Here is a 24,723-nt window from a genome sequence, read left to right as displayed (position 1 = left end):
ACCACCCACTGAAGAACGGACACCACTGTGCTCGCCGTGCACGATCTCGAACTGCGCGTCGGCGCCCGCCTGCTGATGGAGGACGTCAGCTTCCGCGTGGCCGCCGGCGACAAGATCGGGCTCGTCGGCCGCAACGGCGCGGGCAAGACCACGCTCACCAAGGTGCTCGCCGGCGACCTGTTGCCGACGGCCGGAAAGGTCGAGCGCAGCGGCGAGCTGGGCTACCTCCCGCAGGACCCGCGCTCCGGCAACCTCGACGACCTCGCGCGCACCCGCATCCTCGACGCCCGCGGCCTCGGCTCCATCGTGCTCGGCATGCAGCAGGCGACGATGGACATGGCGAGCGACGATCCCGCCGTCTCCGCCGCCGCGATGAAGAAGTACGGGCGGCTGGAGGAGCAGTTCCACTTGCACGGCGGGTACGCGGCCGAGGCGGAGGCGGCCTCCATCGCCTCCAATCTCAACCTGCCGGACCGCATCCTCGACCAGCCGCTCAAGACGCTGTCGGGCGGTCAGCGGCGGCGCATCGAGCTGGCACGCATCCTGTTCTCGGATGCCCGCACGATGATCCTCGACGAGCCGACCAACCACCTCGACGCCGACTCGGTCGTGTGGCTGCGTGACTTCCTCAAGAGCTACACCGGCGGCTTCATCGTCATCTCGCACGACGTCGGCCTCGTGGGCGAGACCGTGAACCGCGTCTTCTACCTCGACGCGAACCGCCAGGTCATCGACATCTACAACATGGGCTGGAAGAACTACCAGCGCCAGCGCGCCGCCGACGAGGAGCGCCGCAAGAAGGAGCGCGCCAACGCCGAGAAGAAGGCGGGCGCCCTCCAGCTGCAGGCGGCGAAGTTCGGCGCCAAGGCGACGAAGGCGGCGGCCGCGCACCAGATGGTCGCTCGCGCCGAGAAGCTGCTCGCCGGGCTGGACGACGTGCGCCAGGTGGACCGGGTCGCCAAGCTGCGCTTCCCGACGCCGGCGCCGTGCGGCCGCACGCCCCTCCAGGCGTCCGACCTGTCGAAGAGCTACGGGTCGCTCGAGATCTTCACCGCGGTGGACCTCGCGATCGACCGCGGCTCGAAGGTCGTCGTGCTCGGTCTGAACGGTGCGGGCAAGACCACGCTGCTGCGCATGCTCGCGGGCGTCGACAAGCCGGACACCGGGCAGGTGGAGCCCGGCCACGGCCTCCGCATCGGCTACTACGCGCAGGAGCACGAGACCATCGACGTCGACCGCACCGTGCTGCAGAACATGGTGTCGTCGTCGCCGAACCTCACCGAGACCGAGGCGCGCAAGGTGCTGGGGTCGTTCCTGTTCACCGGCGACGACGCGCACAAGCCCGCTGGGGTGCTCTCGGGCGGTGAGAAGACGCGGCTCGCGCTGGCGATGATCGTCGTCTCCGGCGCCAACGTGCTGCTGCTCGACGAGCCGACGAACAACCTCGACCCGGCCAGCCGCGAGGAGATCCTCGACGCGCTCGCGCACTACGAGGGTGCCGTCGTGCTCGTCAGCCACGACGAGGGCGCGGTGGAGGCCCTCAACCCCGAGCGGGTGCTGATCCTCCCGGACGGGGTCGAGGACCACTGGAACAGGGACTATCTGGACCTGATCTCCCTGGCCTAGTCCCAGAAGGGCACGAGGTCGTCGGCGCGGGCGCGGCCGACCTCGTAGCCGGCGCGTGCCGCGGCGGGGCGCAGAGTGACGTCCGTCGCGTTCTCGCCGAACAGCTCCTCCGACTCGGGGAAGATGGTCTCCACCGCGCTGCCTCCTGCTCGCAGGGCGTCGACCTGGTCCGCCAGGCGGATCCCCCACGCGTCGGGCGCGAGCGAGCGACCGCCGAAGGGCGCGAGCACGAGGACCCGTGCGTACCCGGCGGCGAGGTCGGCGTTCTCGGCGTTCGAGCGGAAGCCGCCGTCGAGGAACAGGCCGTCGCCAATCCGGTAGGGGAGGCCGCTGGAGGTGCTGGCGGCGACCGCGTCGACCAGTCCGACCCCGCTGCCGCGATCGAAGACGACGCCTTCGCCCGTGTGCGCATCGAGGGCGGTGATGGCGACGGCGCGCTCGGGCCAGGTCGCGTGCGGCAGGCGCTGGCCCACGATGGCGCGCCAGCGCTCCGTCCAGGCGCCGTGGTCGGCCGGGTCCTGCGCGAGCGCGGCCGCGCTCAGCCTGCGCCGGTAGTCCGCCGCGTCCTCCGACACGGCGATGAGGTCGGTGAGGCGCTGGAGGCCGGAGACGGCCGGGCGGGCGGGCGCGCCTCCACTCGGCGCCGATCGCGGCGGAATCGGTGCGAGCGCGGCGGCATACAGCTCGGCCGGACTCGCCGTCCCGAGCTGGGCCGCGGCCGTCGATCCGGCCGAGGTGCCGATCGTGAGGTCCGGAGAGGTGACGTCGATGCCGGCCTCGAACAGGCCCGCGATCACGCCGATCAGCCAGGCGTTGCCGGTCGCGCCGCCGCCGCCGAGGACGAGCGCGCGCTCATGGGCGGGTGTCGAAGAAGAGGAGATGTTCATGGGAGTCGCCTTTCGCGATGTCGCTGGATGGCGCTCCCGGCGGCGAAGGTGTCAGCCGCGCGATCGTGGGCTGGAGGGGAGCGCCCACTGTGCTGCTGCGTACATGGGTCTCACCTCCTGAGGTCGGAACACGATCGGGACGACGATAGCACCCCGGAGCGCCGACCGCTCAGCGGGCGGCGTCGAGCAGCTCGTCCTCGACATCGGCGTCCGTCCGCTTGCGCGCGCGGCGCCGCTCCCGTTCGGCGGCGCGCTCGCGCTCGGCCGGGTCGTCGGAGTTGCGGCGCCGGTACTCGGTGCGCAGGGCGTAGCCGAGACCGAAGAAGCCGATCAGGGCGAAGATGATCCACTGGATCATGTACGACCAGTGCAGGCCCTCGTCCTTGGTCGGCGGCGCGGTCACGGTCGGGGTCGGCGCGTCGGCCGGCGACGGCTTCTGCGAGTCGAGCAGGCCGTAGGCGCCGGTGTAGACGTCGGCGTCGTCGAGCTTCTGCTTCACGACCGAGAGCTGGATGGTGCCCACCTGATCGCCCGTCGCGGTACGGCCCTGGATGGCCGGCTCGCTGGCCTTCAACCGTGCCACGACGGTCACGGTTCCGGCGGGCGCGGCCGGGACGGAGTCCGGTGCGTCGGTGTCGTTGCCGGTCGGCACCCAGCCGCGGTCGACGATGAACAGCGCGCCGTCCGCCGTGCGCAGCGGCGTCAGCACCTCGAAGCCGGGGCTGCCGTTGAAGGGCCGGTTGCGCACGAGCAGCTCCTTGTCGCGCTCGTACGTGCCGGTCACGGTGACCCGCCGCCACTCCTGCTTCGGGGAGTAGGAGGCGAGCGTCGGCAGCTCCTGCGCGAGCGGCACCGGGGTGGAGTCGAAGTTGGCCGAGATCAGGTGGTTGGCGGCCGCCGCCTCCTTGCTCCGGGCGAGCTGCCAGTTCGAGAGGAAGCCGCACGCGATCGCGAACGCGATGGCGAACGCCAGGTAGCCGAGCCAGCGGCGCGAGAACGCGAACCGCCAGCCCTCGCGGGCGCTCACGCGGTGGTCCTGTCGTCGAGCGCGCCGTCGTCGAGCGCGCCGCCGTCGAGCGCCACCACCGCGAGCGGGAAGTCGCGCGCCGCCAGGAACTCCCGCAGGAAGTCCACGTGCTCGCCGCACGCGAGCCACACCTTCACCCGGTCGGCCGTGTGGATGCGCGGGTTGCGCCACTCGATCCGCCACGCCGCCTGCTCGCGGCAGCCGGCGCGCGAGCAGGTGAGGGGCTCCGGTTCGCCGCCGAGTCCGATCACCGTTCCTCCTGCCGGTCGTCACCCGCACCGGGACGGGGAGGCGGGGGGTTCATCGGCAGGATACTGCCCGGTCGCTGGACGTCGTCTCGACGCGGCTCCGCACCGACGTTCGCGATGACCACGGCGAAGTACGGCAGGAAGATCGCACCGATGAGCGGCACGGCCGCCCACCACCCCGGCACGATCACCGCGACGATGAGGCAGACCACACGGATGCCCATGGCGACCGAGTACTTGATGACTCGGCGTCGGCGCTCCTCGTCCGGGGACATGGGGAGGCTCGTGAGAGACGGGCGTGTGGTCTTCATATGCGTTGACTCAAGAGTACGTCCATAGACTGGAACCCGTTTCGATTCGGAAGGAATACCCATGACCACACCCCGCACCGTGCTCGTCACCGGCGGCAACCGCGGCATCGGCTACGCGATCGCGCAGGAGTTCGTCGCGCAGGGGCACCGCGTCGCGGTCACGGCCCGCTCCGGCGAGGGGCCGGAGGGCTCCCTGACCGTGCGCGCCGACGTGACGGACGCCGCGAGCGTGGACGCCGCCTTCACCGAGGTGGAGGAGAAGCTCGGCCCGGTGGAGGTCGTGGTCGCCAACGCGGGCATCACCCGCGACACGCTGCTCATGCGCATGTCCGACGACGACTTCGACGCGGTGGTCGACACCAACCTCGGCGGCTCCTTCCGGGTGATCAAGCGCGCCTCCAAGGGCATGCTGAAGGCGCGGTTCGGCCGCATCGTGCTCATCTCGAGCGTGGTGGGCCTCTACGGCTCGGCCGGCCAGGTGAACTACGCGGCCAGCAAGGCGGGCCTGGTCGGCATGGCACGCTCGATCACGCGCGAGCTGGGCGGCCGCGGGATCACCGCGAATGTCGTCGCGCCCGGCTTCATCGAGACCGACATGACCGCGGAGCTGCCGGAGGCGCAGCAGGCGGAGTACAAGCGCAACATCCCCGCGGGCCGGTTCGCGTCTCCGACCGAGGTCGCGCGGGTCGTCACGTGGATCGCGGGCGACGACGCCGCCTACATCTCCGGTGCGGTCATCCCGGTCGACGGCGGTCTCGGGATGGGGCACTGACCGACCGCTGAGCGGCAGCAGGCCGGACTCAGCCGCGCAGGCCGAGCAGCGGGAGCACCTGCGCGAGGTCCTGACGGTCGATGACGAGGTCGGCCTCCTGTCGCACCTTCGGCTTGGCGTTGAAGGCGATGGCGAGGCCGGCCTCCGCCATCATCCGCAGGTCGTTGGCGCCGTCGCCGATCGCGATCGTCTGCGACAGGTGCACGCCGGCGTCAGCCGCCCAGAAGAGCAGCGCCTGCGCCTTCGCGGCGGCGTCGACCACCGGACCCTCCACCTCGCCGGTGAGCACGCCGTCGCGCACCTCCAGCCGGTTGGCCCGCCAGTGGTCGAGGCCGAGCCGCTCGCCGAGCGGGTCGAGGATCTCGTGGAAGCCTCCGGAGACCACGCCGATGCGGCCGCCGGCCGCCTGCACGCCGGCCACCAGCTCGGGCACGCCGTCGGTCACGCGGATGCGCTCGCCCACGCGGGCGAACACCTCCACCGGCAGCCCTTCGAGCGTGCGGACGCGCTCGCGCAGGCTCTGCTCGAAGTCGAGCTCGCCGCGCATCGCGCGCTCGGTGATCGCGGCGACCTCGGTGCGCGAGCCCGCCTCCTCGGCGAGCAGCTCGATCACCTCGTCGTGGATCAGGGTGGAGTCGGCGTCGAGGACGACGAGCCAGCGTGCGGGTCTGTGATGCGCGTTCGTCATGGAACGACGTGGACGCCCTTGCCGACCACGGTGATGCCCGAGTCGGTCACGGTGAAGCCGCGCGCCCGGTCGCGGGCCGGGTCGACGCCGATGCGGGCGCCCTCGGCGACCACGACCTCCTTGTCGAGGATGGCCCGGCCGACGAACGCGTTCGGCCCGATCACCGCGCGGTCGAAGACGACCGAGTCGATGACCTTGGCGCCCGAGTCGACCTTCGCCCAGGGGCCCAGCACGCTGCGCTCGAGGTGCGCGCCCGAGATCACCGAGCCGAGCGACACGATCGAGTCGATCGTGGTGCCGAGGGCGCCGCGGCCGTCGCGGACGATCTTCGCGGGCGGCGAGTTGACCACCTGCGAGAAGATCGGCCACTGGTCGTTGTAGAGGTTGAAGATCGGCAGGGTGGAGATGAGGTCCTGGTGGGCCTCGAAGAACGAGTCGATCGTCCCCACGTCGCGCCAGTAGTAGCGGTCGCGGTCGGTCGAGCCCGGCACGTCGTTGTTGTTGAAGTCGTACACGGCGGCCTCGTCGCGCGAGACGAAGTCCGGGATGATGTCGCCGCCCATGTCGTGGTTGGAGTCGGGCCGGTCGCCGTCGCGGATCACCGCGTCGATCAGCGCGTCGGCGTCGAAGACGTAGTTGCCCATGGAGGCCAGCACCTCCTCCGGCGAGTCGGGCAGGCCCACCGGGTCGCTCGGCTTCTCGCGGAAGGCGGCGATGCGGTCCGGCCGGGCCGCGTCGACCTCGATGACGCCGAACTGGTCGGCGAGCGAGATCGGCTGGCGGATCGCCGCGACGGTGGCCGGCGCCCCCGAGGCGATGTGCGCCTCGATCATCTGGCCGAAGTCCATCCGGTAGACGTGGTCGGCGCCGACCACGACGACGATGTCGGGCTTCTCGTCGCGGAGCAGGTTGAGGCTCTGCAGGATCGCGTCGGCCGACCCGCTGAACCAGCGCTTGCCGAGGCGCTGCTGCGCGGGCACCGAGGCGATGTACGAGTTCGTGATGCCGTCGAGCCGCCAGGTCTGCGACACGTGCCGGTCGAGGCTGTGCGACTTGTACTGCGTGAGCACGACGATCTGGCGCAGCTGGGAGTTGATCAGGTTGGACAGCGCGAAGTCGATGAGGCGGTACTGGCCGCCGAAGGGGACCGCCGGCTTCGCCCGGTCGGCTGTCAACGGCATCAGCCGCTTGCCCTCCCCGCCCGCTAGTACGATGCCGAAGATCTTCCTGCCTGCTGCCATGAGCACCACAGTAGAGGCAAGTGGGGGGCTGTACTAGCGTTCTCGACATGCGCGTCGATCTTCTGACCAGGGAGTACCCGCCGGACATCTACGGCGGAGCCGGGGTCCACGTCACCGAACTCGTCCGTGCCCTGCGGGCCGACACCGAGGTGCTCGTGCGCTGCTTCGGCGAGCCGCGGGAGGAGGCCGACACGTTCGCGTACCGCATACCGGCGGAACTCGCCGGCGCGAACGGCGCGATCACGACGCTCGGCGTCGACCTGCAGATGGCGCAGGACTGCGGGGGAGCGGACGTCGTCCACTCGCACACCTGGTATGCGAATCAGGGTGGCCACCTGGCCAAGCTGCTGCACGGCGTGCCGCACGTCGTCACCGCGCACAGCCTGGAGCCGCTGCGGCCGTGGAAGGCGGAGCAGCTCGGCGGCGGCTACCGCGTCTCCAGCTGGGCGGAGAAGACCGCCTTCGAGGCCGCCGACACCGTCATCGCGGTGAGCGACGGCATGCGCCGCGACATCCTCAAGGCCTACCCGGCCCTGGATCCCACGAAGGTCGTCACCGTCTACAACGGCATCGACCTGCAGCGCTGGCGGCCCAACCCCGACGAGGAGCTCGCCCGCTCGCTCGGGGTCGACCCGACGCGTCCCGCGGTCGTGTTCGTCGGGCGCATCACGCGGCAGAAGGGGCTGCCGTACCTGCTGCGCGCCGCGCGCCTCCTGCCGCCGGAGGTCCAGCTGATCCTCTGCGCCGGCGCTCCGGACACGCCCGAGATCCTCGCCGAGGTGACCGCGCTGGTGGAGGAGCTGCAGGCCGAGCGCCAGGGCGTCGTCTGGATCGAGCGGCTCCTGCCGAACGACGAGCTGCGGGCCGTGCTCACGGCCTCCACCGTCTTCGTCTGCCCGTCGATCTACGAGCCGCTCGGGATCGTGAACCTGGAGGCCATGGCGTGCGGGCTGCCGGTCGTCGGCACCGCGACAGGCGGCATCCCCGAGGTGATCGTCGACGGCGTCACCGGCCGGCTCGTCCCCATCCAGCAGCTCCAGGACGGCACGGGCACGCCGACCGACCCGGAGGCGTTCGTGCACGATCTCGCCGCGGCCCTGACCGAGGTGGCGAGCGATCCTGCCCGCGCCGCCCAGATGGGAGCCGCGGGGCGCGAGCGCGCCGAGACGTCCTTCAGCTGGACCGCGATCGCCGAGCAGACCAGGGACATCTACCGGTCCCTGGTGTGAGGGGGTCCGTCGGCGTCACCCCGGCCCCGCCGCATGGGTAGGCTAGAGGCCATGGCCAGCAGCGTTCTCCGACTTCGTGACGTGTCCGTGACTCGGGACGGCAACCCCGTCCTCCAGGGAGCCGACTGGGCGGTGGAGCCGGACGAGCGCTGGGTGATCCTGGGGCCGAACGGCGCGGGCAAGACGACGCTGCTGCAGGTGGCCGCCGCGGCCCTCCACCCGAGCTCGGGGGAGGCGACCGTGCTGGGCGAGACCGTCGGCAAGAGCGACCTGGCCGAACTGCGACCGCTGCTCGGCTTCGCCTCCAGCGCGCTGGCCCGCCGCATCCCGCGTACCGAGCGCGTCGTCGACGTCGTGATGACCGCCGCGTACGCGGTCACCGGCCGCTGGAACGAGCTCTACGAGGACATCGACGAGCGTCGCGCCCGCCGCGTGCTCGCCGAGTGGCACCTCGAGCACCTGGCCGAGCGCACCTTCGGCAGCCTCAGCGACGGCGAGCAGAAGCGCGTGCAGATCGCCCGCTCGGTGATGACCGACCCGGAGATGCTGCTGCTCGACGAGCCGGCCGCCAGCCTCGATCTCGGCGGCCGCGAGGAGCTGCTGCAGCTGCTCGGCGGTTACGCCAGCGACCCCAAGTCGCCCGCCATCGTCATGGTGACCCACCACGTGGAGGAGATCCCGCTCGGCTTCAACCGCGCGCTGCTGCTCAAGGAGGGCCGCATCACCGCGCAGGGCCCGCTGCAGGAGGTCATCACCAGCGAGAGCCTCAGCGAGACCTTCGGCGTCGAGGTCGAGCTCACCGAGATCGACGGCCGCTACAGCGCCCGCGCGCGTCAGGCGATCGCCGACTGATCTGCTAGACTCGATAGCTGGTCCCCGAACCGTCGTGTCCGGCGCGACCGTGACGCTTCCCGTCCTCGCGTTCAGCGCGGACACGACCGACCGAACACTACGCAACAAGGAAGTCCTGATGAAGACTGACATCCACCCCGCCTACGCCCCGGTGGTTTTCCGCGACCTGGCCTCGGGTGCGACCTTCCTCACCCGTTCGACCGTCTCCAGCGAGAAGACGATCGAGTGGGAGGACGGCAACACGTACCCGGTGATCGACGTCGAGATCTCGTCGGAGTCGCACCCGTTCTACACCGGCAAGCAGCGCATCCTCGACTCGGCCGGCCGCGTCGAGAAGTTCAACTCGCGCTACAAGAACTTCGGCAAGTAAGGCTCCGGCCCCAACGCACGCCGAGAAGGCCCCCGCTTCGCACGAAGCGGGGGCCTTCTGCTGTCGGCGGTGGCCCGGGCCTAGGGGTTGTACTGGTACTGGGTCGCCGCGACGCCGAGGGCGATGAAGACGATGACCGTCACGATGATCCCGATGAGGACCTGCGCGAAGCCGATGATGATGCCGGCGATCGCGAGGCCGCGGCCCTGCTCGCCCGTGCGCTTGATCTGTGACAGCGCGATGAAGCTCAGCACGATGCCGACCACGCTGACGACGATCGACAGCACGAAGCCGATGATGGCCATCGTGTTGTAGTGCGGCTGGGCGGGGTACGGCTGCTGGGCGTAGCCGTACGGCGACGGCTGCTGGCCGTAACCGGGCTGGGCGGCCGGGTCCGGCGGCGGAGGGTTGTTCGTGTCGCTCATGGCGCGCACTCTAGCGAGCCTCCCGCGCTCGGCATCAGACCCGATTCCGGCGGGCACGGTTCAGCCGGGGTCAGCGGATCGGCCACGCCCCCGAGGTGGTGAACTCGGGATCGCGCACCCGGCGCATGTACTCCTGGAAGTCGGCGGCCTGCTCGTTGCACCAGTCGACCTGGCGGCGGTGCAGTTCGGCGGCCTCCACGGCAAGCACGTCGGCGTGGATGCGGGCCAGCGCCTGGGCCACGCGGCCGGCGGCGATGGCGTCGGCGCCGGCGTCATGCGCCTCCAGGAGGCTGACGCCGTAATGCGTCGCTGTGACGGTGAGCGTGCGCTTGCCGCGGCGGTACTTGTCGACGGCGCGGTCGATGACGAGCGGGTCGATGATCGGGCCGGGGGAGACGAGGGGAGCGACGCCGTGCCGGTTCGCCTCCCGGTCGAGCAGGGTGAAGTCGTACGGCGCGTTGTAGGCGACCACCGGGATGCCGCGGTCGAACAGGCTGCGCAGCTGGGCCACGATCGCCGCCACGCCGCGCGCCGGGTCCATGCCGAGCTCGCGCGCCTGCGCCGTCGTGATGCCGTGCACGGCGGTCGCCTCTGCCGGGATCTCGACGCCCGGGTCGAGCAGCCAGTCGCGGCGGTGGACGACCTCGCCCTCCGCGTCGAGCAGCCCGACGTGCGCGGTGACGATCCTGGCCGACTCCACATCGATGCCCGTGGTCTCGAGATCGAAGACGCCGAGTTCCTGGTGCCAGCTCATGCCCTCAGGCTAGGCAGGCCCCTCCGACACGCGAGGGAGCGACGCGCCGGTTGTGGAGGAACGCGCCCTCCACAGCCGGCCATGCCCCGGCTCAGTCGCGCCGCGGCTCCAGGTGCAGCCAGTAGAAGTTCTGCGTGCCGAGGGTGAGCGTGAAGCGGCCGTCCTCGGCGACGGTCGGGAACTCCGCGCCGCCGAACAGGTCGTAGAGCGTGCGCCCGGCCAGCTCGGGCGCCTCCAGGGTGACCGAGACGGGATTGTGCGCGAACGAGAAGACGCACAGCACGTCCTCCGGCTGGTCGCCGAAGTGCGTGCCGCTGCCCTCGTACGAGCGCACGAACGCGAGCACCGACTCGTGGTCGGTCGGCAGCACGCGGATGCTGCCGAGGCCGAACACCGGATGCGCCTTGCGCACGTGGATGACGTTGCGGATCCAGTGCAGCAGGGACCGCGACTGCGCGAGCTGCGCCTCCACGTTGACCTGGTTGTAGTGGTAGACGAGCGACTGCACGACCGGCAGGAACAGCTTGCCGGGGTCGGCGGTCGAGAAGCCGGCGTTGCGGTCGGGGGTCCACTGCATCGGGGTGCGGGAGGAGTCGCGGTCGGGCAGCCAGATGTTGTCGCCCATCCCGATCTCGTCGCCGTAGTAGAGGAACGGGCTGCCCGGGAGGGAGAACAGGAGGGCGTGGGCCAGCTCCAGCTCGGCGCGCGAGTTGTCGAGCAGCGGCGCCAGGCGGCGGCGGATGCCGATGTTGGCGCGCATGCGCGGGTCGTAGGCGTACCAGCCGTACATCGCCTGCCGGTACTCCTCGCTCACCATCTCGAGCGTCAGCTCGTCGTGATTGCGCAGGAACACGCCCCACGCGGCTCCGGCCGGCACGTCGGTCGTCTCCGACAGCACCCGCACCAGTTCGCTCGCCTGCTGCGAGCGCAGCGCGTAGAAGATGCGCGGCATGACCGGGAAGTCGAACGCCATGTGGCACTCCGGCTCCTCCTCGGTGCCGAAGAAGGCCGCGACCTCGCGGGGCCACTGGTTGGCCTCGGCGATCATGACGCGGCCGGGGTAGTCGCGGTCGACCCACTCCCGCAGCCGCTTGATGAACTCGTGGGTCTTGGGCTCGCCCTCGCCGTTGCCCTCGTCGGACTCGTACAGGTAGGGGATGGCGTCGAGCCGGAAGCCGTCGACGCCCATGTCGAGCCAGAACTTCACGACGTCGAACATGGCCTCGTGCACGGCCGGGTTCTCGAAGTTGAGGTCGGGCTGGTGCGAGAAGAAGCGGTGGAAGTAGAACTGGCGCCTGGCCTCGTCGAAGGCCCAGTTCGAGTCCTCGGTGTCGACGAAGATGATGCGGATGTCCGGCCACTTGTCGTCGGTGTCGTTCCAGACGTAGAAGTCGCCGTACGGACCCTCCGGGTCGGAGCGCGACTGCTGGAACCACTCGTGCTGGTCGGAGGTGTGGTTCATCGGCAGATCGATGATGATGCGCATGTTGCGCTCGTGCGCCTTCGTCACGAGCTCCCGGAACTCGTCGATGGTGCCGAACTCGGGCAGGATCGCGGTGAAGTCGGAGACGTCGTACCCGCCGTCGCGCAGCGGCGACTGGAAGAACGGCGGCAGCCAGAGCGCGTCGATGCCGAGCCACTGCAGGTAATCGAGCTTGGAGATCAGGCCCGCGATGTCGCCGGAGCCGTCGCCGTTGCTGTCGACGAACGACCGAACCATCACCTCGTAGAAGACGGAGCGGCGGTACCACTGAGGGTCGAGGGTGAGTCCTGGCAGCGTGATGGGCGCGGTGAAACTCACTGTTCTCCTTAGACTTGAGGCGATGAGCGCACCCTCACCTTACGCCGACGCCCTGCAGCGCGTGCCCGTCCGCACGGGCGAGCTGCCCCTCCTCGGCGGCACCACCCGGTACTGGGACTACGGAGACCAGGAGGCCGCGACGACCATCGTGGTCGTGCACGGCTTCCGCGGCGACCACCACGGTCTGGAGCCGGTGGTGGCGCAGCTGGGCGGCGTGCGCCTGATCTCGCCCGACCTGCCCGGTTTCGGGGAGTCGACGCCGCTGACGGAGGCCGCCCACGACATCGACGGCTACGGAGCCTGGCTGCGCGCCTTCGTCGAGGCGCTGGCCCCCGAGGGCCGGCTGGTGCTGCTGGGCCACTCGTTCGGTTCGATCGTGGTCTCGGGCGCGCTCGCGTCCCGCTCCGGCGACGACCTGCTCCGGCCCGACGCCGTCGTGCTGGTGAACCCCATCGGGCAGCCGGCGCTGGAAGGCCCGCGCGGCATCCTGACCCGGCTCGCGATCTTCTACTACTGGCTCGCCGCGGTGCTGCCGGAGCGGCTCGGCTTCGGGCTGCTGCGCAACCGCGTGATCGTGCGCGTCATGAGCATCGCGATGGCGAAGACGAAGGACCCGGCGCTGCGTCGCTTCATCCACGACCAGCACGACCGGTACTTCTCGGCGTTCAGCGACCGGCGGGTGGTGCTGGAGGCGTTCCGCGCCTCGGTGTCGCACGACGTGAGCGAGTACGCGGCGCGCATCCCCGAGCCGACCCTCCTGGTCGCCGCGGTGAACGACGACATCACGCCGATCGCCGCCGAGCGGAGGCTGCGCACGTTGTTCCCGCAGGCGCGGCTGGTCGAGCTGCCGGGGGTCGGGCACCTGATCCACTACGAGAAGCCGGTGGAGGCCGCGCGCGCGATCGAGGCGTTCCTCGCGGCGGAAGGGCTCGCGTCGTGAAGATCCTGTTCGACTGCCGCTACACGCGCATCGGCCGGCACGACGGCATCAGCCGCTTCACCGCGGGCGTCGTCACCGAGCTCGCGAAGCGGCATCCCGTGACGATGCTGATCAGCGACCACCGCCAGCTGGAGCTGCTGCCCGACCTCCCGTGGGAGCTGATCCCGTCGCCGACCGCCGTCGGCGAGCCGTGGGTGGCCCGGCACGTCAACCGCCTGGAGCCCGACGTCGTCTTCACGCCGATGCAGACCATGGGCGGTTTCGGGAGGCGGTACCGGCTGGTGCTGACCGTCCACGACCTGATCTACTACAGCCACCCCACGCCGCCGCGCGACCTGCCCGCCTTCGTGCGCGGCCTGTGGCGGCTCTACCACCTCGCCTGGTGGCCGCAGCGGCTGCTCCTCAACCGCGCCGACGCGGTCGTGACGGTGTCGCAGACGACCAAGAAGCTGATCGCCGACCACCGGCTGACCCGCAAGCCCGTCTACGTCGTGCCGAACGCGGCCGACATGCCCGAGATCGCCGAGGAGCGCGCCTCCCGGACCGCTCCCGAGACGAAGTCGCTCGTCTACATGGGCTCGTTCATGCCGTACAAGAACGTCGACACGCTCGTGCGCGCGGCGGCGCTGCTGCCGGAGTACGAGCTCCATCTCATGAGCAGGGTCTCCGACAGCGAGCGGGAGCGGCTGGAGCGCCTCGCTCCGCGCGCGCGGCTGGTGTTCCACGGCGGCGCGAGCGACGAGGAGTACGCGGAGACGCTGGCAGCGGCGACCGCACTGGTCACCGCGTCGCGCGACGAGGGCTTCGGCATCCCGCTGCTGGAGGCCATGACGCTCGGCACGCCGGCGGTCGTCAGCGACATCCCGATCTTCCGCGAGATCGGCGGCGACGCGGCCCTGTACTTCGACGCCGAGTCGCCGGACGACGTGGCAGCGCGGGTGCGCCACCTCGAGGAGCCGGGGGTGTGGGCGGCACGCTCGGCGGCCTCCCGCGAGCAGGCGGCCCGCTACTCGTGGGCGGCCTCGGCGGAGCACCTGCTCACCGTGCTCACGGCGACGGTCGGGCGCGCGGAGGCGCATCGGCGCAAGCGGCGCTAGCGCGTCCGGTCGGCCGCTACATCACCGACGCGGTCAGCAGGTCCCGGTCCTCCGGGCCCAGGTTGAACCGGTCGAGCGTCAGCTCTCCGTCGTCGTACACGAACCGGTGCACGGAGCCGTTCGGGATGACCTCGCCGGGCCCCGGGAGCGCGTGCGCCGTCACATGGCGCACGAGCGAGCCGATCACGCCGCCGTGGCTGACGACGATGACGTGGTCGCCGTCGTGGCGCTCGCCGAGCTCCAGCAGCGCGGGCAGGGCGCGCTCGACGACCTGGTCGCGCGACTCGCGACCGGGCACGGGCGTCCCCTCCGGCCAACGCGCGAGGATCTCGGCGCCGGTCAGGCCCTCGGCGTCGCCGTAGCGTCGCTCGGCCACCGCCTGCAGCGGCCGCGGCTCCCCGAGACCGATGTGGCCCGCGATGATGCGCGCGGTGTCGAGCGCGCGGCTCAGCGGGCTGGCGTAGATCGCGCCGAAGGAGCCGCCGGCGAGCGCGCGGCCCGTCGCCTCCGCCTGCGCGCGGCCCGTCCCGTTGAGCGGGATGTCGCTGGAGCCCTGGATGCGCTTGGCGAGGTTCCAGTCGGTCTGGCCGTGGCGGACGAGGGAGATGAGGGTCACGCGCATCCTTCCGTCGCAGGACGCGCGGCGCGCCGGCCCCGGTCGGCCCGGCCCCGGTCGGCCGGGGGAGCGGCTAGGCGAGCCGGCGGGAGAGCTCGACGAGCGTCTCCGTCGTCCCACCGTTCAGCTTAACGGTCGCGCGGCCGTCGCCCTTCGTCTCGCCGCGGTTGACGATGACGATGGGGAGCTTGCGGCGCCGGGCCTCCTCGAGCAGCCGGATGCCGGAGTTGACCACGAGCGACGAGCCCGCGATCATCAGGGCGTCGGCCGAGCGGACCAGCGCGCTCGCCTCCCGGTACTTCTCCGGCGGGATGAACTCGCCGAAGAACACCACGTCGGGCTTGAGGTGGCCGCCGCACACCGTGCAGTCGGGGACGATGAAGGCGTCGACGTCGTGCACGATCGCGTCGCCGTCGGGCGCGATCTCGACCGCGCCCTCGGTGTCGAGCCAAGGGTTGGCCGCGTCGATGCGGGCGGTGATCGCCTCGCGCGCGAAGATCTGGCCGCAGACCAGGCACAGCACCCGGTCCATCGCGCCGTGCAGGTCGACCACGCGGCGCGAGCCGGCCTGCTTGTGCAGCCCGTCGACGTTCTGCGTGATGACGCCGTTGGTGGCGCCCGCCGCCTCCAGCGCCGCCAGTGCGCGGTGCCCGTCGTTCGGCCGGGCGGCGGCGAACCGCCGGTAGCCGAGGTGGCTGCCCGCCCAGTAGCGCTTGCGGTAGCCGTCGTCGCTCAGGAACTGCTGGAACGTCATCGGCGTGCGCTTCGGCGCGCCTTCGCCCCGGTAGTCGGGGATGCCGGAGTCGGTGGAGACGCCGGCGCCGGTCAGCACCGCGAAGGTGCGGCCGGCCAGCAGGTCGGCGGCCCGGTCGAGGTCGCGGGCCAGCTCGGGCGGGAGCGACGTCGTCAGCGTGTTCACGTATGACCTCCGGATGGCAGTTCCTGCAGTCTAAACGCCCCAGTTTTCGGAATTGTTTCCGGCGCCTGGCAGTCTGGAGCGATGCAGCTGCACCGCATCGACGATCTCTCCGCCGACGGCCTCGCCGACTACTCCCGTCTCACCGACGTCGCTTTGCGCCGCGTCACCGAGCCGGAGGGCGGTCTGTACATCGCCGAGTCGACCAAGGTCATCACGCGCGCGCTGGCAGCGGGCCACCGCCCCCGCTCGGTCCTGCTGCAGGAGCAGTGGCTGCCGGACGTGGAGCCGCTGCTCGCGCCGTACCCCGACGTCCCGGTCTTCGTGGGCGACGCGGAGGTGCTGGAGCGGCTCACCGGCTACCACCTCCACCGCGGCGCCCTCGCGGCGATGCACCGGCCGCCGCTGCCCGACCCGCGCGAGCTGCTGCGCGACGCCCGGCGCGTCGTGGTGCTGGAGGATATCGTCGACCACACCAACGTCGGCGCCATCTTCCGCAGCGTCGCCGGGCTCGGCGCCGACGCGGTGCTCGTCACCCCGCGCTGCGCCGACCCGCTGTACCGCCGCAGCGTGCGGGTCAGCATGGGCACGGTGCTGCAGGTGCCCTGGACCCGGCTGCCGGAGTGGACGGAGGCCGCGCCGCTCCTCCACGAGGCCGGCTTCGACATCGCTGCGCTCGCCCTCGCCGACGACGCCGTGAGCCTCGACGCCTACGCGGCGGCGCCGCCCGAGCGCGTCGCGATGGTGCTCGGCTCGGAGGGCGACGGCCTCAGCCGGCACGCGCTCGCGGCGGCCGACACCGTGGTGACCATCCCGATGCTGCACGGCGTCGACTCGCTCAACGTGGCGTCGGCGAGCGCCGTGGCGCTGTGGGCGCTGCGGGTGTGAGCCGGACGGGTCGCGCCGCCCCTGGCGCGTTCTCAGGGGGCGCATACCGACCCCCGATTAGAATTCCTGCGTGCCACAACTGCCTCCCGTCACCGATCCGCGCCGTCCGACCGTGACGCAGGCGGAGCGGGAGACAGGACCCCGGGGCGCGTCCTCCGCGCGCAGCAGGGCCGTCTACCGGCGGCGCCGGATCGTGGTGTTCGGCTCGGCCGGGGTCGTGCTCGCGCTGCTGCTGTACGTGTTCGGCGCCATGGTGGCGCCGCTGCCCGCGACGGCCGCCGCACTGGACTCCAACGCGACCGCCGGGACGATCACCCAGCCCGCCGCGCAGCTCGCGTGGCCCGGTTACGGCTCGGCCGCGATCAGTGCGCCGGACTACGAGGGGGCGACGCAGTACCACGGCAGCGACCAGAGCGTCCCGATCGCGAGCATCACGAAGACGATCACGGCGCTCGTCGTGCTCGACAAGAAGCCGCTGACCGGCGGCGAGCAGGGCCCCAGCATCTCCTTCACGCAGGAGGACGTCGACATCTGGAACCAGGTCGTCGGCGCGGGCGGCTCGTGGGCGCCGGTCGAGGCCGGCACCTCGATGACCGAGAAGGAGGCGCTCACCGCGATGCTCCTCCCGTCGGCCAACAACTACGCGATCTCGCTCGTGAACTGGGCGTTCGGCTCGACCTCCTCCTACGTGAAGGCCGCCAACGCCTGGCTCTCCGAGAAGGGCTTCAGCGGCACCAGGATCACCACCCCCGACGGCCTCGACCCCGGCAACGTGAGCACCACGAAGGACCTGATCGGCCTCGGCAAGCTCGTGCTCGCCTCCCCGGCGCTGTCGTCGATCGTGTCGCAGAAGACCGCGACGCTCCCGGGCGCCGGCGCGCAGGACAACACGAACGTGCTCCTCGGCGTCGAGGGCATCGACGGGATCAAGACCGGCAACACCGACGAGGCCGGCAACTGCCTGCTCTTCTCGGCGGAGGTCGGGGTCGGCACGGCGAAGGTGCGGGTGCTGGGCGTCGTGCTCGGCGCGCCGACCCACGACGACCTGTGGGCGGGCGTGCAGTCGCTGCTCACCAGCGTGAAGGCCGGCTTCCACGAGGTGACGGTCGCGGCGAAGGGGCAGAAGTTCGGCTCCTACTCGACGCCGTGGGGCGCCTCCTCCGACTTGGTCGCGACGAAGGCGGCCACCTTCGTCGTCTGGTCGGACACGCCGGTGTCGGTGAAGGTCGAGACGGCGCAGGTGCAGGCGGGATTCGCCGGCGACGAGGTCGGTTCGGTGTCGTTCACCCTCGACGGGAAGACGCAGACCGCCCCGCTCGCGCTCGCGAAGGACGTGCCGGACCCCGGCCTCGGCTGGAGGCTCGCGCACCCGGGCGGGCTGGGCGCCTGAGCGACCCCGTCGCGCCCGCCGGCCGCGTCAGTCCCCGCTGATCAGGAACGGCCCCGCCTGCGGCCGCTTCGCCGTGATGTGGTCGCCGGAGGACTGGTGCCGGATGCGCCGCAGCACCCACGGCACGAGGTACTCCCGCGCCCACGAGAGGTCCTCGGAGCGGGCCTGCCGCCACGTGCGCGGCGGCAGCGGCTCCGGCTGCTGGGGCTGCAGGTCATTCTCGACGTTGAGCGCCGCGAGCACCATCCTCGCGACCGTGTGGTGGCCGAGCGGGGCGAGGTGGAGGCGGTCGGGCGCCCACATCCGCTGGTCCTGGATGTCGGTCAGCGCCCACTGGTCCGCGACGATGCAGTCGTAGCGGGCGGCGATGGCGCGCACATTCTCGTTGTAGATCGCGACCTTGCCGCGGATGCCGCGGAAGACGGGCGAGAATCCGACGTCCACGCCGGTGAAGACGACGATCGTCGCGCCGTCGACGCTGAGCCGCCGCACGGCCTCGTCGAACAGCGCCGCGATCTGGTCGGGGTCGGTGCCGGGGCGGATGACGTCGTTGCCTCCCGCCGAGATCGTGATGAGGTCCGGGCGGAGGGCGACGGCCGGCTCCACCTGCTCGTCGAGGATCTGCTTGATGAGCTTGCCGCGCACGGCGAGGTTCGCGTACGCGAAGTCCTCCGTCTGCTGCGAGAGCACCTCGGCGACGCGGTCCGCCCAGCCGCGGTGGCCGCCCGGGCTCGCCGGCTCCGGATCGCCGATGCCCTCCGTGAACGAGTCGCCGAGGGCGACGTAGCGGGACCACGGATGCTGCGCTTCGACCATGCCTCCATTCTGCCTCGCGGCGGCGGCGCCCGGCGGGGGTGTCGGTGGGGGCACGGTAAACTCGGGTCAAGTGGAGACGACAGCACTGCCAGAGCCCGATGCGGGCCCGGCACCCGACGAAGGCACCGGTCCGGGCGCGCACGCCGGCAGCTTCGCCGCAGAGCACCTGTCCCCGTCGTTCCCCGAGCGCGCCGCATGGGGCACCGCGGGCAAGCTGCGCGCCTGGCAGGCGGAGGCGCTCGACGAGTACTTCCGCACCGAGCCGAAGGACTTCCTCGCGGCGGCGACGCCCGGCGCCGGCAAGACGACCTTCGCGCTCCGGCTCGCGACCGAGCTGATCAACCGCCGCGTCGTCGAGCGGGTGACCGTCGTGGCGCCGACCGAGCACCTGAAGCGGCAGTGGGCGGAGGCGGCGTCGCGTGTCGGCCTCCACATCGACCCCGAGTTCAAGAACGCCGACGGCCGCTACGCCCGCCACTACAAGGGCGTCGCCGTCACCTACGCGCAGGTCGCGATGCGGCCGAGCCTGCACAAGGACATCACCGAGGGTGCGAAGACGCTGGTCATCCTCGACGAGGTGCATCACGGCGGCGATGCGCTCAGCTGGGGCGACGGCATCCGGGAGGCGTTCGAACGCGCGGAGCGGCGGCTGTCGCTGACCGGTACGCCGTTCCGCTCCGACACCGCGCCGATCCCGTTCGTCACGTACCTGCCGGACAAGCAGGGCATCCGCACCTCCCTCACCGACTACAACTACGGCTACGGCCGCGCCCTCGAGGACGGCGTCGTCCGTCCCGTCATCTTCATGGTCTACGCCGGCCAGATGCGCTGGCGCACCAAGACCGGCGACGAGATGGAGGCGCGGCTCGGCGAGGGCAACACCAAGGACATCACCGCGCAGGCGTGGCGCACGGCGCTCGACCCGCGGGGCGAATGGATCCCCGCGGTGCTGAGCGCGGCGGACCGCCGCCTCACCGAGGTGCGCAACGCGATCCCGGACGCCGGCGGCCTCGTCATCGCGACCGACCACTACGCCGCCCGCGCGTACGCCGACCTCCTGCAGCAGATCTCCGGCGAGCCGGTCACGGTCGTGCTCTCGGACGAGAAGGAGGCGAGCGACCGCATCGAGGAGTTCGCCAAGGGCACCTCGCGCTGGATGGTCGCCGTGCGCATGGTGTCGGAGGGCGTCGACGTGCCCCGGCTCGCGGTCGGGGTCTACGCGACCAGCGCCTCCACCCCGCTGTTCTTCGCGCAGGCGATCGGCCGCTTCGTGCGTGCCCGCCGGCGCGGCGAGACGGCGTCGGTGTTCCTGCCGAACGTGCCGAACCTGATGGCGCTCGCGAACGCCCTGGAGCTGGAGCGCGACCACGCGCTCGACCGGCCGACGGACGAGAACGCCGAGGGCGACCTGTGGAACCCCGAGGACGCCATGATGGCCGAGGCGAACCGCGAGGACCGCGCCTCCGAGTCCCTCACCGAGCTGTTCGCGTACGAGGCGCTCGGCTCCGAGGCGAACTTCGACCGCGTCGTGTACGACGGCAAGGAGTTCGGCACCTTCGCCGTGCCCGGCACCGACGAGGAGCTCGACTTCATCGGCCTCCCCGGCATTCTCGAACCGGAGCAGGTGCACGAGCTCCTCATGCAGCGCCAGCAGCGGCAGGCGCGGCGGCACTCGTCGCGCCCGGCGGCGGCCGAGGGGCACCCGCCTGCGCCGCTGCACCGCAACCTCAAGGAGCAGCGTCAGCTGCTCAACAGCCTGGTCGGGCTCTACTCGAAGAACTCGGGGGAGCCGCACGGACTGATCCACGCCGAGCTGCGCCGCGTCTGCGGCGGCCCCGCGGTCGCACAGGCGAGCGTGTCGCAGCTGCAGGCGCGCATCGAGTACCTCCGGAAGCGGCTGGGCCGGGGATGACGGCCGCGCCCTCCCGCCGCGACGCGGCGCTGGAGCGCACCTTCCGGATCACGGTGATCCTCAAGGGCCTCGACGGCGTGCTGGAGCTGGTGGGAGGCGTGCTGCTGTTGTTCGCGTCACCCCAGAGGGTGCACGCGGTGGTGCGCTGGGCGACGCAGCACGAGCTGGCCGAGGATCCGCACGACCGGTTCGCGAACCTCCTCGTCACGGCGAGCCAGCACCTCACCGGCTCGGCGACGCTGTTCGGCGCGCTGTACCTGCTGGCCCACGGCATCGTGAAGGTCGTGCTGGTGTGGGCGGTGCTGCGCGAGCGGCTCTGGGCCTACCCGTGGATGATCGGCTTCCTCGGGCTGTTCATCGTGTTCCAGTGCTACCGCATGGTTGTGCACTTCACCTGGACCATGCTCGCGCTCACGGTGTTCGACCTCCTCGTGGTCGCGCTGACGGTGCGGGAGTACCGGATCCGCCGCCGGGTTTCCTAGGCTGAGGGCATGGCCGACGAGAAGATGCCCGACAACAGCGTGGCCGGGGCGCATCCCGACGAGCCGCACCGGGAAGGGCTCGCGCAGCGGCTGAACTGGCTGCGCGCCGGCGTGCTCGGCGCGAACGACGGCATCGTGTCCGTCGCGGCGGTCGTCGTCGGCGTCGCGAGCGCGACGCCTGCGGTGCCGGCCATCCTCACGGCCGGCCTCGCGGCCCTGGTGGGCGGCGCGATCTCGATGGCGCTCGGCGAGTACGTGTCGGTCAGCAGCCAGCGCGACAGCGAGCACGCCCTCATCGCGAAGGAGCGCCGGGAGCTCGCCACGATGCCCGAGGAGGAGCTCGCCGAGCTGACCGGCCTCTACGAGGCCAAGGGCCTGCGCCCGGAGACGGCCCGCCAGGTCGCGCTCGAGCTCACCGAGCACGACGCCCTCGCCGCGCACCTGTCCGCGGAGCTCGGCATCGACCAGGACGACGTGGTGAGCCCCTGGCACGCGGCGATCGCGTCGGCGGTCGCCTTCACGATCGGCGGCATCCTCCCGCTGCTGACCATCCTGCTGCCGGAGGTCATCCGCATCCCGCTCACGTTCGTGATCGTGCTCGCTGCGCTCGCGGTGACGGGCTACGTGGCCGCATGGATCGGCGGCAGCGCCCGCGGCCGGTCCGTCCTGCGACTGGTGATCGGAGGAGCGCTGGCGCTGCTCGCGACGTTCGTCATCGGCGCGCTGCTGGGGACCACCGGGGTCGTCTGACCCGGGCGTCTGCCTGGGGCGATCAGTCGCCGGTCGCGAGCATCCCCAGATCGTCGCGCGAGCTGGCGCCCGCCTTCTTGCGGATGTTCCGCAGGTGCGTGTCGACCGTCCGCACGCTGATGTGGAGATGCGCGGCGATGTCCGCATTGCTGAGCCCCGCGCCGACGAGCCGGACGAGCTCCAGCTCCCTGCTGGTCAGCTCGAGTCGGGTGCGGCCGAGCTCGGTGGCGCCGGACGCGCCCGCCTCGAGCAGGGCGCTGATCTCGGCCGCCGCCGCCTCCGCCTCCTCGTTCCGCCCGTTGTCGCGGAGGATGCGCCGAGCGTGCGTCGCCAGCATGAGGGCCTCGTCCCTGGCGCCGTGGGCGCGGAGCCGGCGGACGCTGTCGAGCAGTCCGTCGGCGTCCTGACGTTCGAGCGCGGACCGGCCGTCGAGGTAGGCCAGGTAGCGCGCACCACCCAGCACCTCTCCCCGCTCGCGGAAGCGGGCGGCCAGGTCACGGTCGAACTCGGCGTTGAGCGACAGCATCGTGGCGAAGTCGGCCGCGAAGGTCAGGCCCCGCCCGTGCAGGTCGTCCGCCAGCACGCGCTGCATGGCCGCCGCCTTCGCGGGGGAGCCGCGATGGAGCTGGCGTGCGGCCTCCACGAACCCGGGGGCGTTGAACGGCAGCGCGTCGCTGCCGCCCCGGAGCGAGCGGGCATGGGCGGCGAACGATTCCGCCGCGGCATCCTTGCCGAGTTGCAGCGCGATGATCGACGTCAGGTTGAGCAGCGCCCTGTCGGTGTCGAACAGGAGACAGCCGGCGGACGCCCCGAGACTGATGGCGAGCTTCGCCGTCGCCAGCGCCTTGTCGAGCTGCCCCATCGCCGCGGCGGACAGTACGGCGACGTAGGCGTGGCCGGCCAGCGCGATCCGCTCGCCGCCTGCGACGGACGCGTCGACGTGCAGCGAGGCCCACGTCGACGCCTCGACGAACCGCCCTGCCGCGCAGAGCGCCAGCCCGCGCCCCACCTGGAGGTGGGCGATCAGCAGCTCGGAGCCGTCGGCGTCGTCGGCCGGCAGCAGCCGCAAGGCCTCCTCGGCGTCGCCGCCGCAGCTGAGGGCGAAGGCAAGAGCGAGTCGCGCGAGCTGTCCGTTCGCGCCGTCGCCGCGGCTCAGCTCGGTCAGCTCGTCGAGGGCCGCCGTGCTGATCCCGGTGCGCTCGATGCGCAGCGCGATGAGGAGGGCGGTCAGGGCGTCGCGGAACCGGAAGGAGCCGGCGCAGCCTCCGACGAGCGCGGCCTCGGCCTCGGCCGGCTCCGGCGACACCTGGACGGCCCAGCGGGAACGGAGATACCGGAAGGTCAGCTCGTCCCGCGGGGCGCACTCGTCGATCGGTGTTCCTGCGATGACGCGGTCCAGGAGGTGACGGTCGCCGCTCCTGCCCAGCCCGAGCGTGATCACCGGCAGCGCGGTGTGCACGGACGGGGCCGAGTTCCATCGCGTCAGTGCCCGCTGCAACCGCGCAGCGCCCGTCTCGGAGAACATGCGGGCGATGAAGGGGAGCTGGTCGTCGCCCGCAGGCTCCGGCGTCGCCGTGGCGCGGGGATCGATCGCGATCCGACCGGCTTCCGCGCCGTGCGCCGCCATCGCCGCCATGATCCGCCGGCGACGGATGCCGGGTGTGCTGCGGGCGAAGAAGTCGGCGAGGCCGGGCGGGTTCACCGCGACCAGCGGGACGCCGTGCGGGGTGAACATCTGCACGCGTCCGGCGCTCTCGAGCCGTTCGAGCAGCTCGCCGCCGACCAGTCGTGCCGCCGCCTCGACCTCGACGGTCCCGATCGTGGCGAGGAGCTCGACGGCGTCGACCTCCATCGGATCCAGATCGGAGAGCAGTGCGCCGTAGACCGCGGCCAGGCCGTCGTCCCACGGCTCGACGGCGTCGAGCCCGGCGCCGTCGCCCTGGCGGGCGCGGCCCGTCCCGATCGAGGCTCGGACCAGGGCGCAGGCGACGCCGACGAGGCCGCCGGATTTCATGAGCACGCCGCCCACCAGCGACGGGGCCACCTGTCCGCCGAGGTGCGCCTGGAGCAGGTCGTGCACGGCGCTGCCGTCGAGCGGCTCGAGACGGAGGTGCGCGGAGGCCCCGGCGACCTCCGCGGTGGAGCGGGCCGGGCGGCCGTTCACCGGTGCGGTGGTGACGAGCAGCGTGATGCCGAAGGCCCGGTGCGCGAGCCGCACGGCGCTCCACGAGGCTGCGTCGAGCAGATCGGCGTCATCGACGAGGATCGCGCGGACGCCCAGCTCCCCGAGGCGCTGGACGAGCGCGGACGAGGGCACGGGCGCGGCCGGCTGCCCGGCACCGGCCCTGGCGAGCGCGGCGCGCACGCCGTCGTAGGGGAGGGCGTCCGCCACGCCCGACACGGTGAGCGTCGACATCCCGGCGCCCGCGCACAACCGCTCGACGCGGTCGACGATGGTCGAGCGCCCCGACAGGCGCGGTCCGATGACATCGACGGACACCCCTTCGGTGAGGTGCCGGAACGCGTCGCGCGCCTGTCGCTCGCGGACGGCGATTACTGCTGCGTCCGGGTCGGCGGAGCGGGTGTCGGGGGATCGGTGCCCCTTGTCGAACGGTCGGCCGGGCGGGGTGGGTGTCAGGAACATCTCGCTCTGTCTTCAGTTGGGGCGGTATCGGGTCGATGATC

Annotated in this window: 25 protein-coding genes; 12 read left to right on the top strand and 13 right to left on the bottom strand. The window is 71.7% G+C overall.

Features of this window, described 5'->3' with window-relative positions; all coding sequences use genetic code 11:
• Positions 1-27: 27 nt before the first annotated feature.
• Entirely contained in the window at positions 28-1,626 is a 1,599-nt protein-coding gene (locus tag P5G50_RS13120) for an ABC-F family ATP-binding cassette domain-containing protein (RefSeq protein ID WP_301208425.1), read from the top strand.
• On the opposite strand, the gene P5G50_RS13115 is transcribed toward P5G50_RS13120, so the two are convergent.
• The 4 genes from P5G50_RS13115 to P5G50_RS13100 form a co-directional block, all read right to left on the bottom strand.
• Positions 1,623-2,513, bottom strand: a complete 891-nt coding sequence (locus P5G50_RS13115) for a patatin-like phospholipase family protein (RefSeq protein ID WP_301208426.1) — start codon at positions 2,511-2,513, stop codon at positions 1,623-1,625. The two genes, P5G50_RS13120 and P5G50_RS13115, sit on opposite strands and share 4 nt — an antisense overlap.
• A 169-nt stretch (positions 2,514-2,682) precedes the next feature.
• Entirely contained in the window at positions 2,683-3,540 is an 858-nt protein-coding gene (locus P5G50_RS13110) for an SURF1 family cytochrome oxidase biogenesis protein (RefSeq protein ID WP_301208427.1), read from the bottom strand.
• The gene (locus P5G50_RS13105; protein WP_301208428.1) at positions 3,537-3,791 is read right to left on the bottom strand and encodes a hypothetical protein; all 255 of its coding nucleotides are present in this window, start codon (positions 3,789-3,791) and stop codon (positions 3,537-3,539) included. Before P5G50_RS13105 ends, P5G50_RS13110 begins: the two co-directional genes overlap by 4 nt.
• Entirely contained in the window at positions 3,788-4,099 is a 312-nt protein-coding gene (locus P5G50_RS13100; RefSeq protein WP_301208429.1) for a DUF3099 domain-containing protein, read from the bottom strand. The genes P5G50_RS13105 and P5G50_RS13100 overlap by 4 nt, the downstream gene beginning before the upstream one ends.
• A gap of 61 nt (positions 4,100-4,160) precedes the next feature.
• Here P5G50_RS13100 and P5G50_RS13095 point away from each other — a divergent pair, with 61 nt between their 5' ends.
• Positions 4,161-4,871: a beta-ketoacyl-ACP reductase gene (locus P5G50_RS13095; RefSeq protein WP_301208430.1), complete on the top strand. Its 711-nt coding sequence runs from the start codon at positions 4,161-4,163 to the stop codon at positions 4,869-4,871.
• Positions 4,872-4,899: 28 nt separating this feature from the next.
• Here the strand turns inward: P5G50_RS13095 and serB are convergent, their stop codons facing one another.
• On the bottom strand, positions 4,900-5,559 hold the full coding sequence (gene serB, locus P5G50_RS13090; RefSeq protein ID WP_301208431.1) for a phosphoserine phosphatase SerB: 660 nt from the start codon (positions 5,557-5,559) through the stop codon (positions 4,900-4,902).
• Entirely contained in the window at positions 5,556-6,800 is a 1,245-nt protein-coding gene (glgC, locus tag P5G50_RS13085) for a glucose-1-phosphate adenylyltransferase (protein WP_301208432.1), read from the bottom strand. Before glgC ends, serB begins: the two co-directional genes overlap by 4 nt.
• A 47-nt stretch (positions 6,801-6,847) precedes the next feature.
• Between glgC and glgA the strand changes: the two genes are divergently transcribed.
• The 3 genes from glgA (at position 6,848) to P5G50_RS13070 (ending at position 9,251) form a co-directional block, all read left to right on the top strand.
• The gene (gene glgA / locus P5G50_RS13080) at positions 6,848-8,029 is read left to right on the top strand and encodes a glycogen synthase (RefSeq protein ID WP_301208433.1); all 1,182 of its coding nucleotides are present in this window, start codon (positions 6,848-6,850) and stop codon (positions 8,027-8,029) included.
• A 51-nt stretch (positions 8,030-8,080) separates the two neighbouring features.
• Positions 8,081-8,881, top strand: coding sequence for an ABC transporter ATP-binding protein (locus P5G50_RS13075; RefSeq protein WP_301208434.1), 801 nt, complete (start codon positions 8,081-8,083; stop codon positions 8,879-8,881).
• Between the two features lie 118 nt (positions 8,882-8,999).
• Complete coding sequence (locus P5G50_RS13070; protein WP_301208435.1) at positions 9,000-9,251, top strand: type B 50S ribosomal protein L31; 252 nt, start codon at positions 9,000-9,002, stop codon at positions 9,249-9,251.
• Positions 9,252-9,331: 80 nt separating this feature from the next.
• On the opposite strand, the gene P5G50_RS13065 is transcribed toward P5G50_RS13070, so the two are convergent.
• The 3 genes from P5G50_RS13065 to treS all read right to left on the bottom strand — a co-directional run bounded on the left by P5G50_RS13065 (position 9,332) and on the right by treS (position 12,231).
• Positions 9,332-9,676 (bottom strand): DUF4190 domain-containing protein, encoded by a 345-nt coding sequence (locus P5G50_RS13065; RefSeq protein ID WP_301208436.1) that lies wholly within the window; start codon positions 9,674-9,676, stop codon positions 9,332-9,334.
• 70 nt (positions 9,677-9,746) lie between these two features.
• The gene (locus tag P5G50_RS13060) at positions 9,747-10,430 is read right to left on the bottom strand and encodes a 3'-5' exonuclease (protein WP_301208437.1); all 684 of its coding nucleotides are present in this window, start codon (positions 10,428-10,430) and stop codon (positions 9,747-9,749) included.
• 91 nt (positions 10,431-10,521) lie between these two features.
• The gene (gene treS / locus P5G50_RS13055; RefSeq protein ID WP_301208438.1) at positions 10,522-12,231 is read right to left on the bottom strand and encodes a maltose alpha-D-glucosyltransferase; all 1,710 of its coding nucleotides are present in this window, start codon (positions 12,229-12,231) and stop codon (positions 10,522-10,524) included.
• A 22-nt stretch (positions 12,232-12,253) separates the two neighbouring features.
• Between treS and P5G50_RS13050 the strand changes: the two genes are divergently transcribed.
• Positions 12,254-13,171 (top strand): alpha/beta fold hydrolase, encoded by a 918-nt coding sequence (locus tag P5G50_RS13050; RefSeq protein WP_301208439.1) that lies wholly within the window; start codon positions 12,254-12,256, stop codon positions 13,169-13,171.
• Positions 13,168-14,268, top strand: a complete 1,101-nt coding sequence (locus tag P5G50_RS13045) for a glycosyltransferase family 4 protein (RefSeq protein WP_301208440.1) — start codon at positions 13,168-13,170, stop codon at positions 14,266-14,268. The genes P5G50_RS13050 and P5G50_RS13045 overlap by 4 nt, the downstream gene beginning before the upstream one ends.
• 16 nt (positions 14,269-14,284) lie before the next feature.
• Here P5G50_RS13045 and P5G50_RS13040 read toward each other — a convergent pair whose 3' ends face one another.
• Together P5G50_RS13040 and P5G50_RS13035 are read right to left on the bottom strand one after the other, a co-directional pair.
• Complete coding sequence (locus P5G50_RS13040) at positions 14,285-14,890, bottom strand: histidine phosphatase family protein (RefSeq protein WP_301230608.1); 606 nt, start codon at positions 14,888-14,890, stop codon at positions 14,285-14,287.
• 67 nt (positions 14,891-14,957) lie between these two features.
• On the bottom strand, positions 14,958-15,803 hold the full coding sequence (locus P5G50_RS13035) for a Sir2 family NAD-dependent protein deacetylase (RefSeq protein ID WP_301208442.1): 846 nt from the start codon (positions 15,801-15,803) through the stop codon (positions 14,958-14,960).
• 81 nt (positions 15,804-15,884) lie between these two features.
• Between P5G50_RS13035 and P5G50_RS13030 the strand changes: the two genes are divergently transcribed.
• Both P5G50_RS13030 and P5G50_RS13025 read left to right on the top strand, forming a co-directional pair.
• A complete protein-coding gene (locus P5G50_RS13030; protein WP_301208443.1) occupies positions 15,885-16,688 on the top strand; it encodes a TrmH family RNA methyltransferase in 804 nt (267 codons plus the stop codon).
• A 70-nt stretch (positions 16,689-16,758) separates the two neighbouring features.
• Positions 16,759-18,078, top strand: a complete 1,320-nt coding sequence (locus tag P5G50_RS13025) for a D-alanyl-D-alanine carboxypeptidase family protein (protein ID WP_301208444.1) — start codon at positions 16,759-16,761, stop codon at positions 18,076-18,078.
• Between the two features lie 27 nt (positions 18,079-18,105).
• Here P5G50_RS13025 and P5G50_RS13020 read toward each other — a convergent pair whose 3' ends face one another.
• Entirely contained in the window at positions 18,106-18,894 is a 789-nt protein-coding gene (locus P5G50_RS13020; protein ID WP_301208445.1) for an SGNH/GDSL hydrolase family protein, read from the bottom strand.
• On the opposite strand from P5G50_RS13020, the gene P5G50_RS13015 reads away from it, so the two are divergent.
• The 3 genes from P5G50_RS13015 to P5G50_RS13005 are packed head-to-tail and all read left to right on the top strand — an operon-like array spanning position 18,893 to position 22,038.
• On the top strand, positions 18,893-20,806 hold the full coding sequence (locus P5G50_RS13015; protein WP_435870884.1) for a DEAD/DEAH box helicase: 1,914 nt from the start codon (positions 18,893-18,895) through the stop codon (positions 20,804-20,806). The two genes, P5G50_RS13020 and P5G50_RS13015, sit on opposite strands and share 2 nt — an antisense overlap.
• A complete protein-coding gene (locus P5G50_RS13010; protein ID WP_301208446.1) occupies positions 20,803-21,288 on the top strand; it encodes a DUF2127 domain-containing protein in 486 nt (161 codons plus the stop codon). The genes P5G50_RS13015 and P5G50_RS13010 overlap by 4 nt, the downstream gene beginning before the upstream one ends.
• Positions 21,289-21,297: 9 nt before the next feature.
• A complete protein-coding gene (locus P5G50_RS13005; RefSeq protein ID WP_301208447.1) occupies positions 21,298-22,038 on the top strand; it encodes a VIT1/CCC1 transporter family protein in 741 nt (246 codons plus the stop codon).
• 22 nt (positions 22,039-22,060) lie between these two features.
• Here P5G50_RS13005 and P5G50_RS13000 read toward each other — a convergent pair whose 3' ends face one another.
• Entirely contained in the window at positions 22,061-24,682 is a 2,622-nt protein-coding gene (locus P5G50_RS13000) for a helix-turn-helix transcriptional regulator (RefSeq protein ID WP_301208448.1), read from the bottom strand.
• Between the last annotated feature and the right edge of the window lie 41 nt (positions 24,683-24,723).

It is taken from the genome of Leifsonia williamsii (genome assembly GCF_030433685.1).
GTDB classification, from domain to species: Bacteria; Actinomycetota; Actinomycetes; order Actinomycetales; family Microbacteriaceae; genus Leifsonia; species Leifsonia williamsii.
This window is presented reverse-complemented; position numbering and strand designations above follow the sequence as displayed.

Bases quoted from the DNA above. Each gene is read 5' to 3' on its own strand.
- P5G50_RS13000 (WP_301208448.1), bottom strand. From the start codon at position 24,682: ATGTTCCTGACACCCACCCCGCCCGGCCGACCGTTCGACAAGGGGCAC.
- P5G50_RS13060 (WP_301208437.1), bottom strand. From the start codon at position 10,430: ATGAGCTGGCACCAGGAACTCGGCGTCTTCGATCTCGAGACCACGGGC.
- P5G50_RS13115 (WP_301208426.1), bottom strand. From the start codon at position 2,513: ATGAACATCTCCTCTTCTTCGACACCCGCCCATGAGCGCGCGCTCGTC.
- P5G50_RS13020 (WP_301208445.1), bottom strand. From the start codon at position 18,894: ATGGTCGAAGCGCAGCATCCGTGGTCCCGCTACGTCGCCCTCGGCGAC.
- P5G50_RS13030 (WP_301208443.1), top strand. From the start codon at position 15,885: ATGCAGCTGCACCGCATCGACGATCTCTCCGCCGACGGCCTCGCCGAC.
- P5G50_RS13075 (WP_301208434.1), top strand. From the start codon at position 8,081: ATGGCCAGCAGCGTTCTCCGACTTCGTGACGTGTCCGTGACTCGGGAC.
- P5G50_RS13070 (WP_301208435.1), top strand. From the start codon at position 9,000: ATGAAGACTGACATCCACCCCGCCTACGCCCCGGTGGTTTTCCGCGAC.
- glgC (WP_301208432.1), bottom strand. From the start codon at position 6,800: ATGGCAGCAGGCAGGAAGATCTTCGGCATCGTACTAGCGGGCGGGGAG.
- P5G50_RS13050 (WP_301208439.1), top strand. From the start codon at position 12,254: ATGAGCGCACCCTCACCTTACGCCGACGCCCTGCAGCGCGTGCCCGTC.
- P5G50_RS13005 (WP_301208447.1), top strand. From the start codon at position 21,298: ATGGCCGACGAGAAGATGCCCGACAACAGCGTGGCCGGGGCGCATCCC.
- glgA (WP_301208433.1), top strand. From the start codon at position 6,848: ATGCGCGTCGATCTTCTGACCAGGGAGTACCCGCCGGACATCTACGGC.
- P5G50_RS13040 (WP_301230608.1), bottom strand. From the start codon at position 14,890: ATGCGCGTGACCCTCATCTCCCTCGTCCGCCACGGCCAGACCGACTGG.
- P5G50_RS13095 (WP_301208430.1), top strand. From the start codon at position 4,161: ATGACCACACCCCGCACCGTGCTCGTCACCGGCGGCAACCGCGGCATC.
- serB (WP_301208431.1), bottom strand. From the start codon at position 5,559: ATGACGAACGCGCATCACAGACCCGCACGCTGGCTCGTCGTCCTCGAC.
- P5G50_RS13065 (WP_301208436.1), bottom strand. From the start codon at position 9,676: ATGAGCGACACGAACAACCCTCCGCCGCCGGACCCGGCCGCCCAGCCC.
- P5G50_RS13015 (WP_435870884.1), top strand. From the start codon at position 18,893: ATGCCTCCATTCTGCCTCGCGGCGGCGGCGCCCGGCGGGGGTGTCGGT.
- P5G50_RS13100 (WP_301208429.1), bottom strand. From the start codon at position 4,099: ATGAAGACCACACGCCCGTCTCTCACGAGCCTCCCCATGTCCCCGGAC.
- P5G50_RS13010 (WP_301208446.1), top strand. From the start codon at position 20,803: ATGACGGCCGCGCCCTCCCGCCGCGACGCGGCGCTGGAGCGCACCTTC.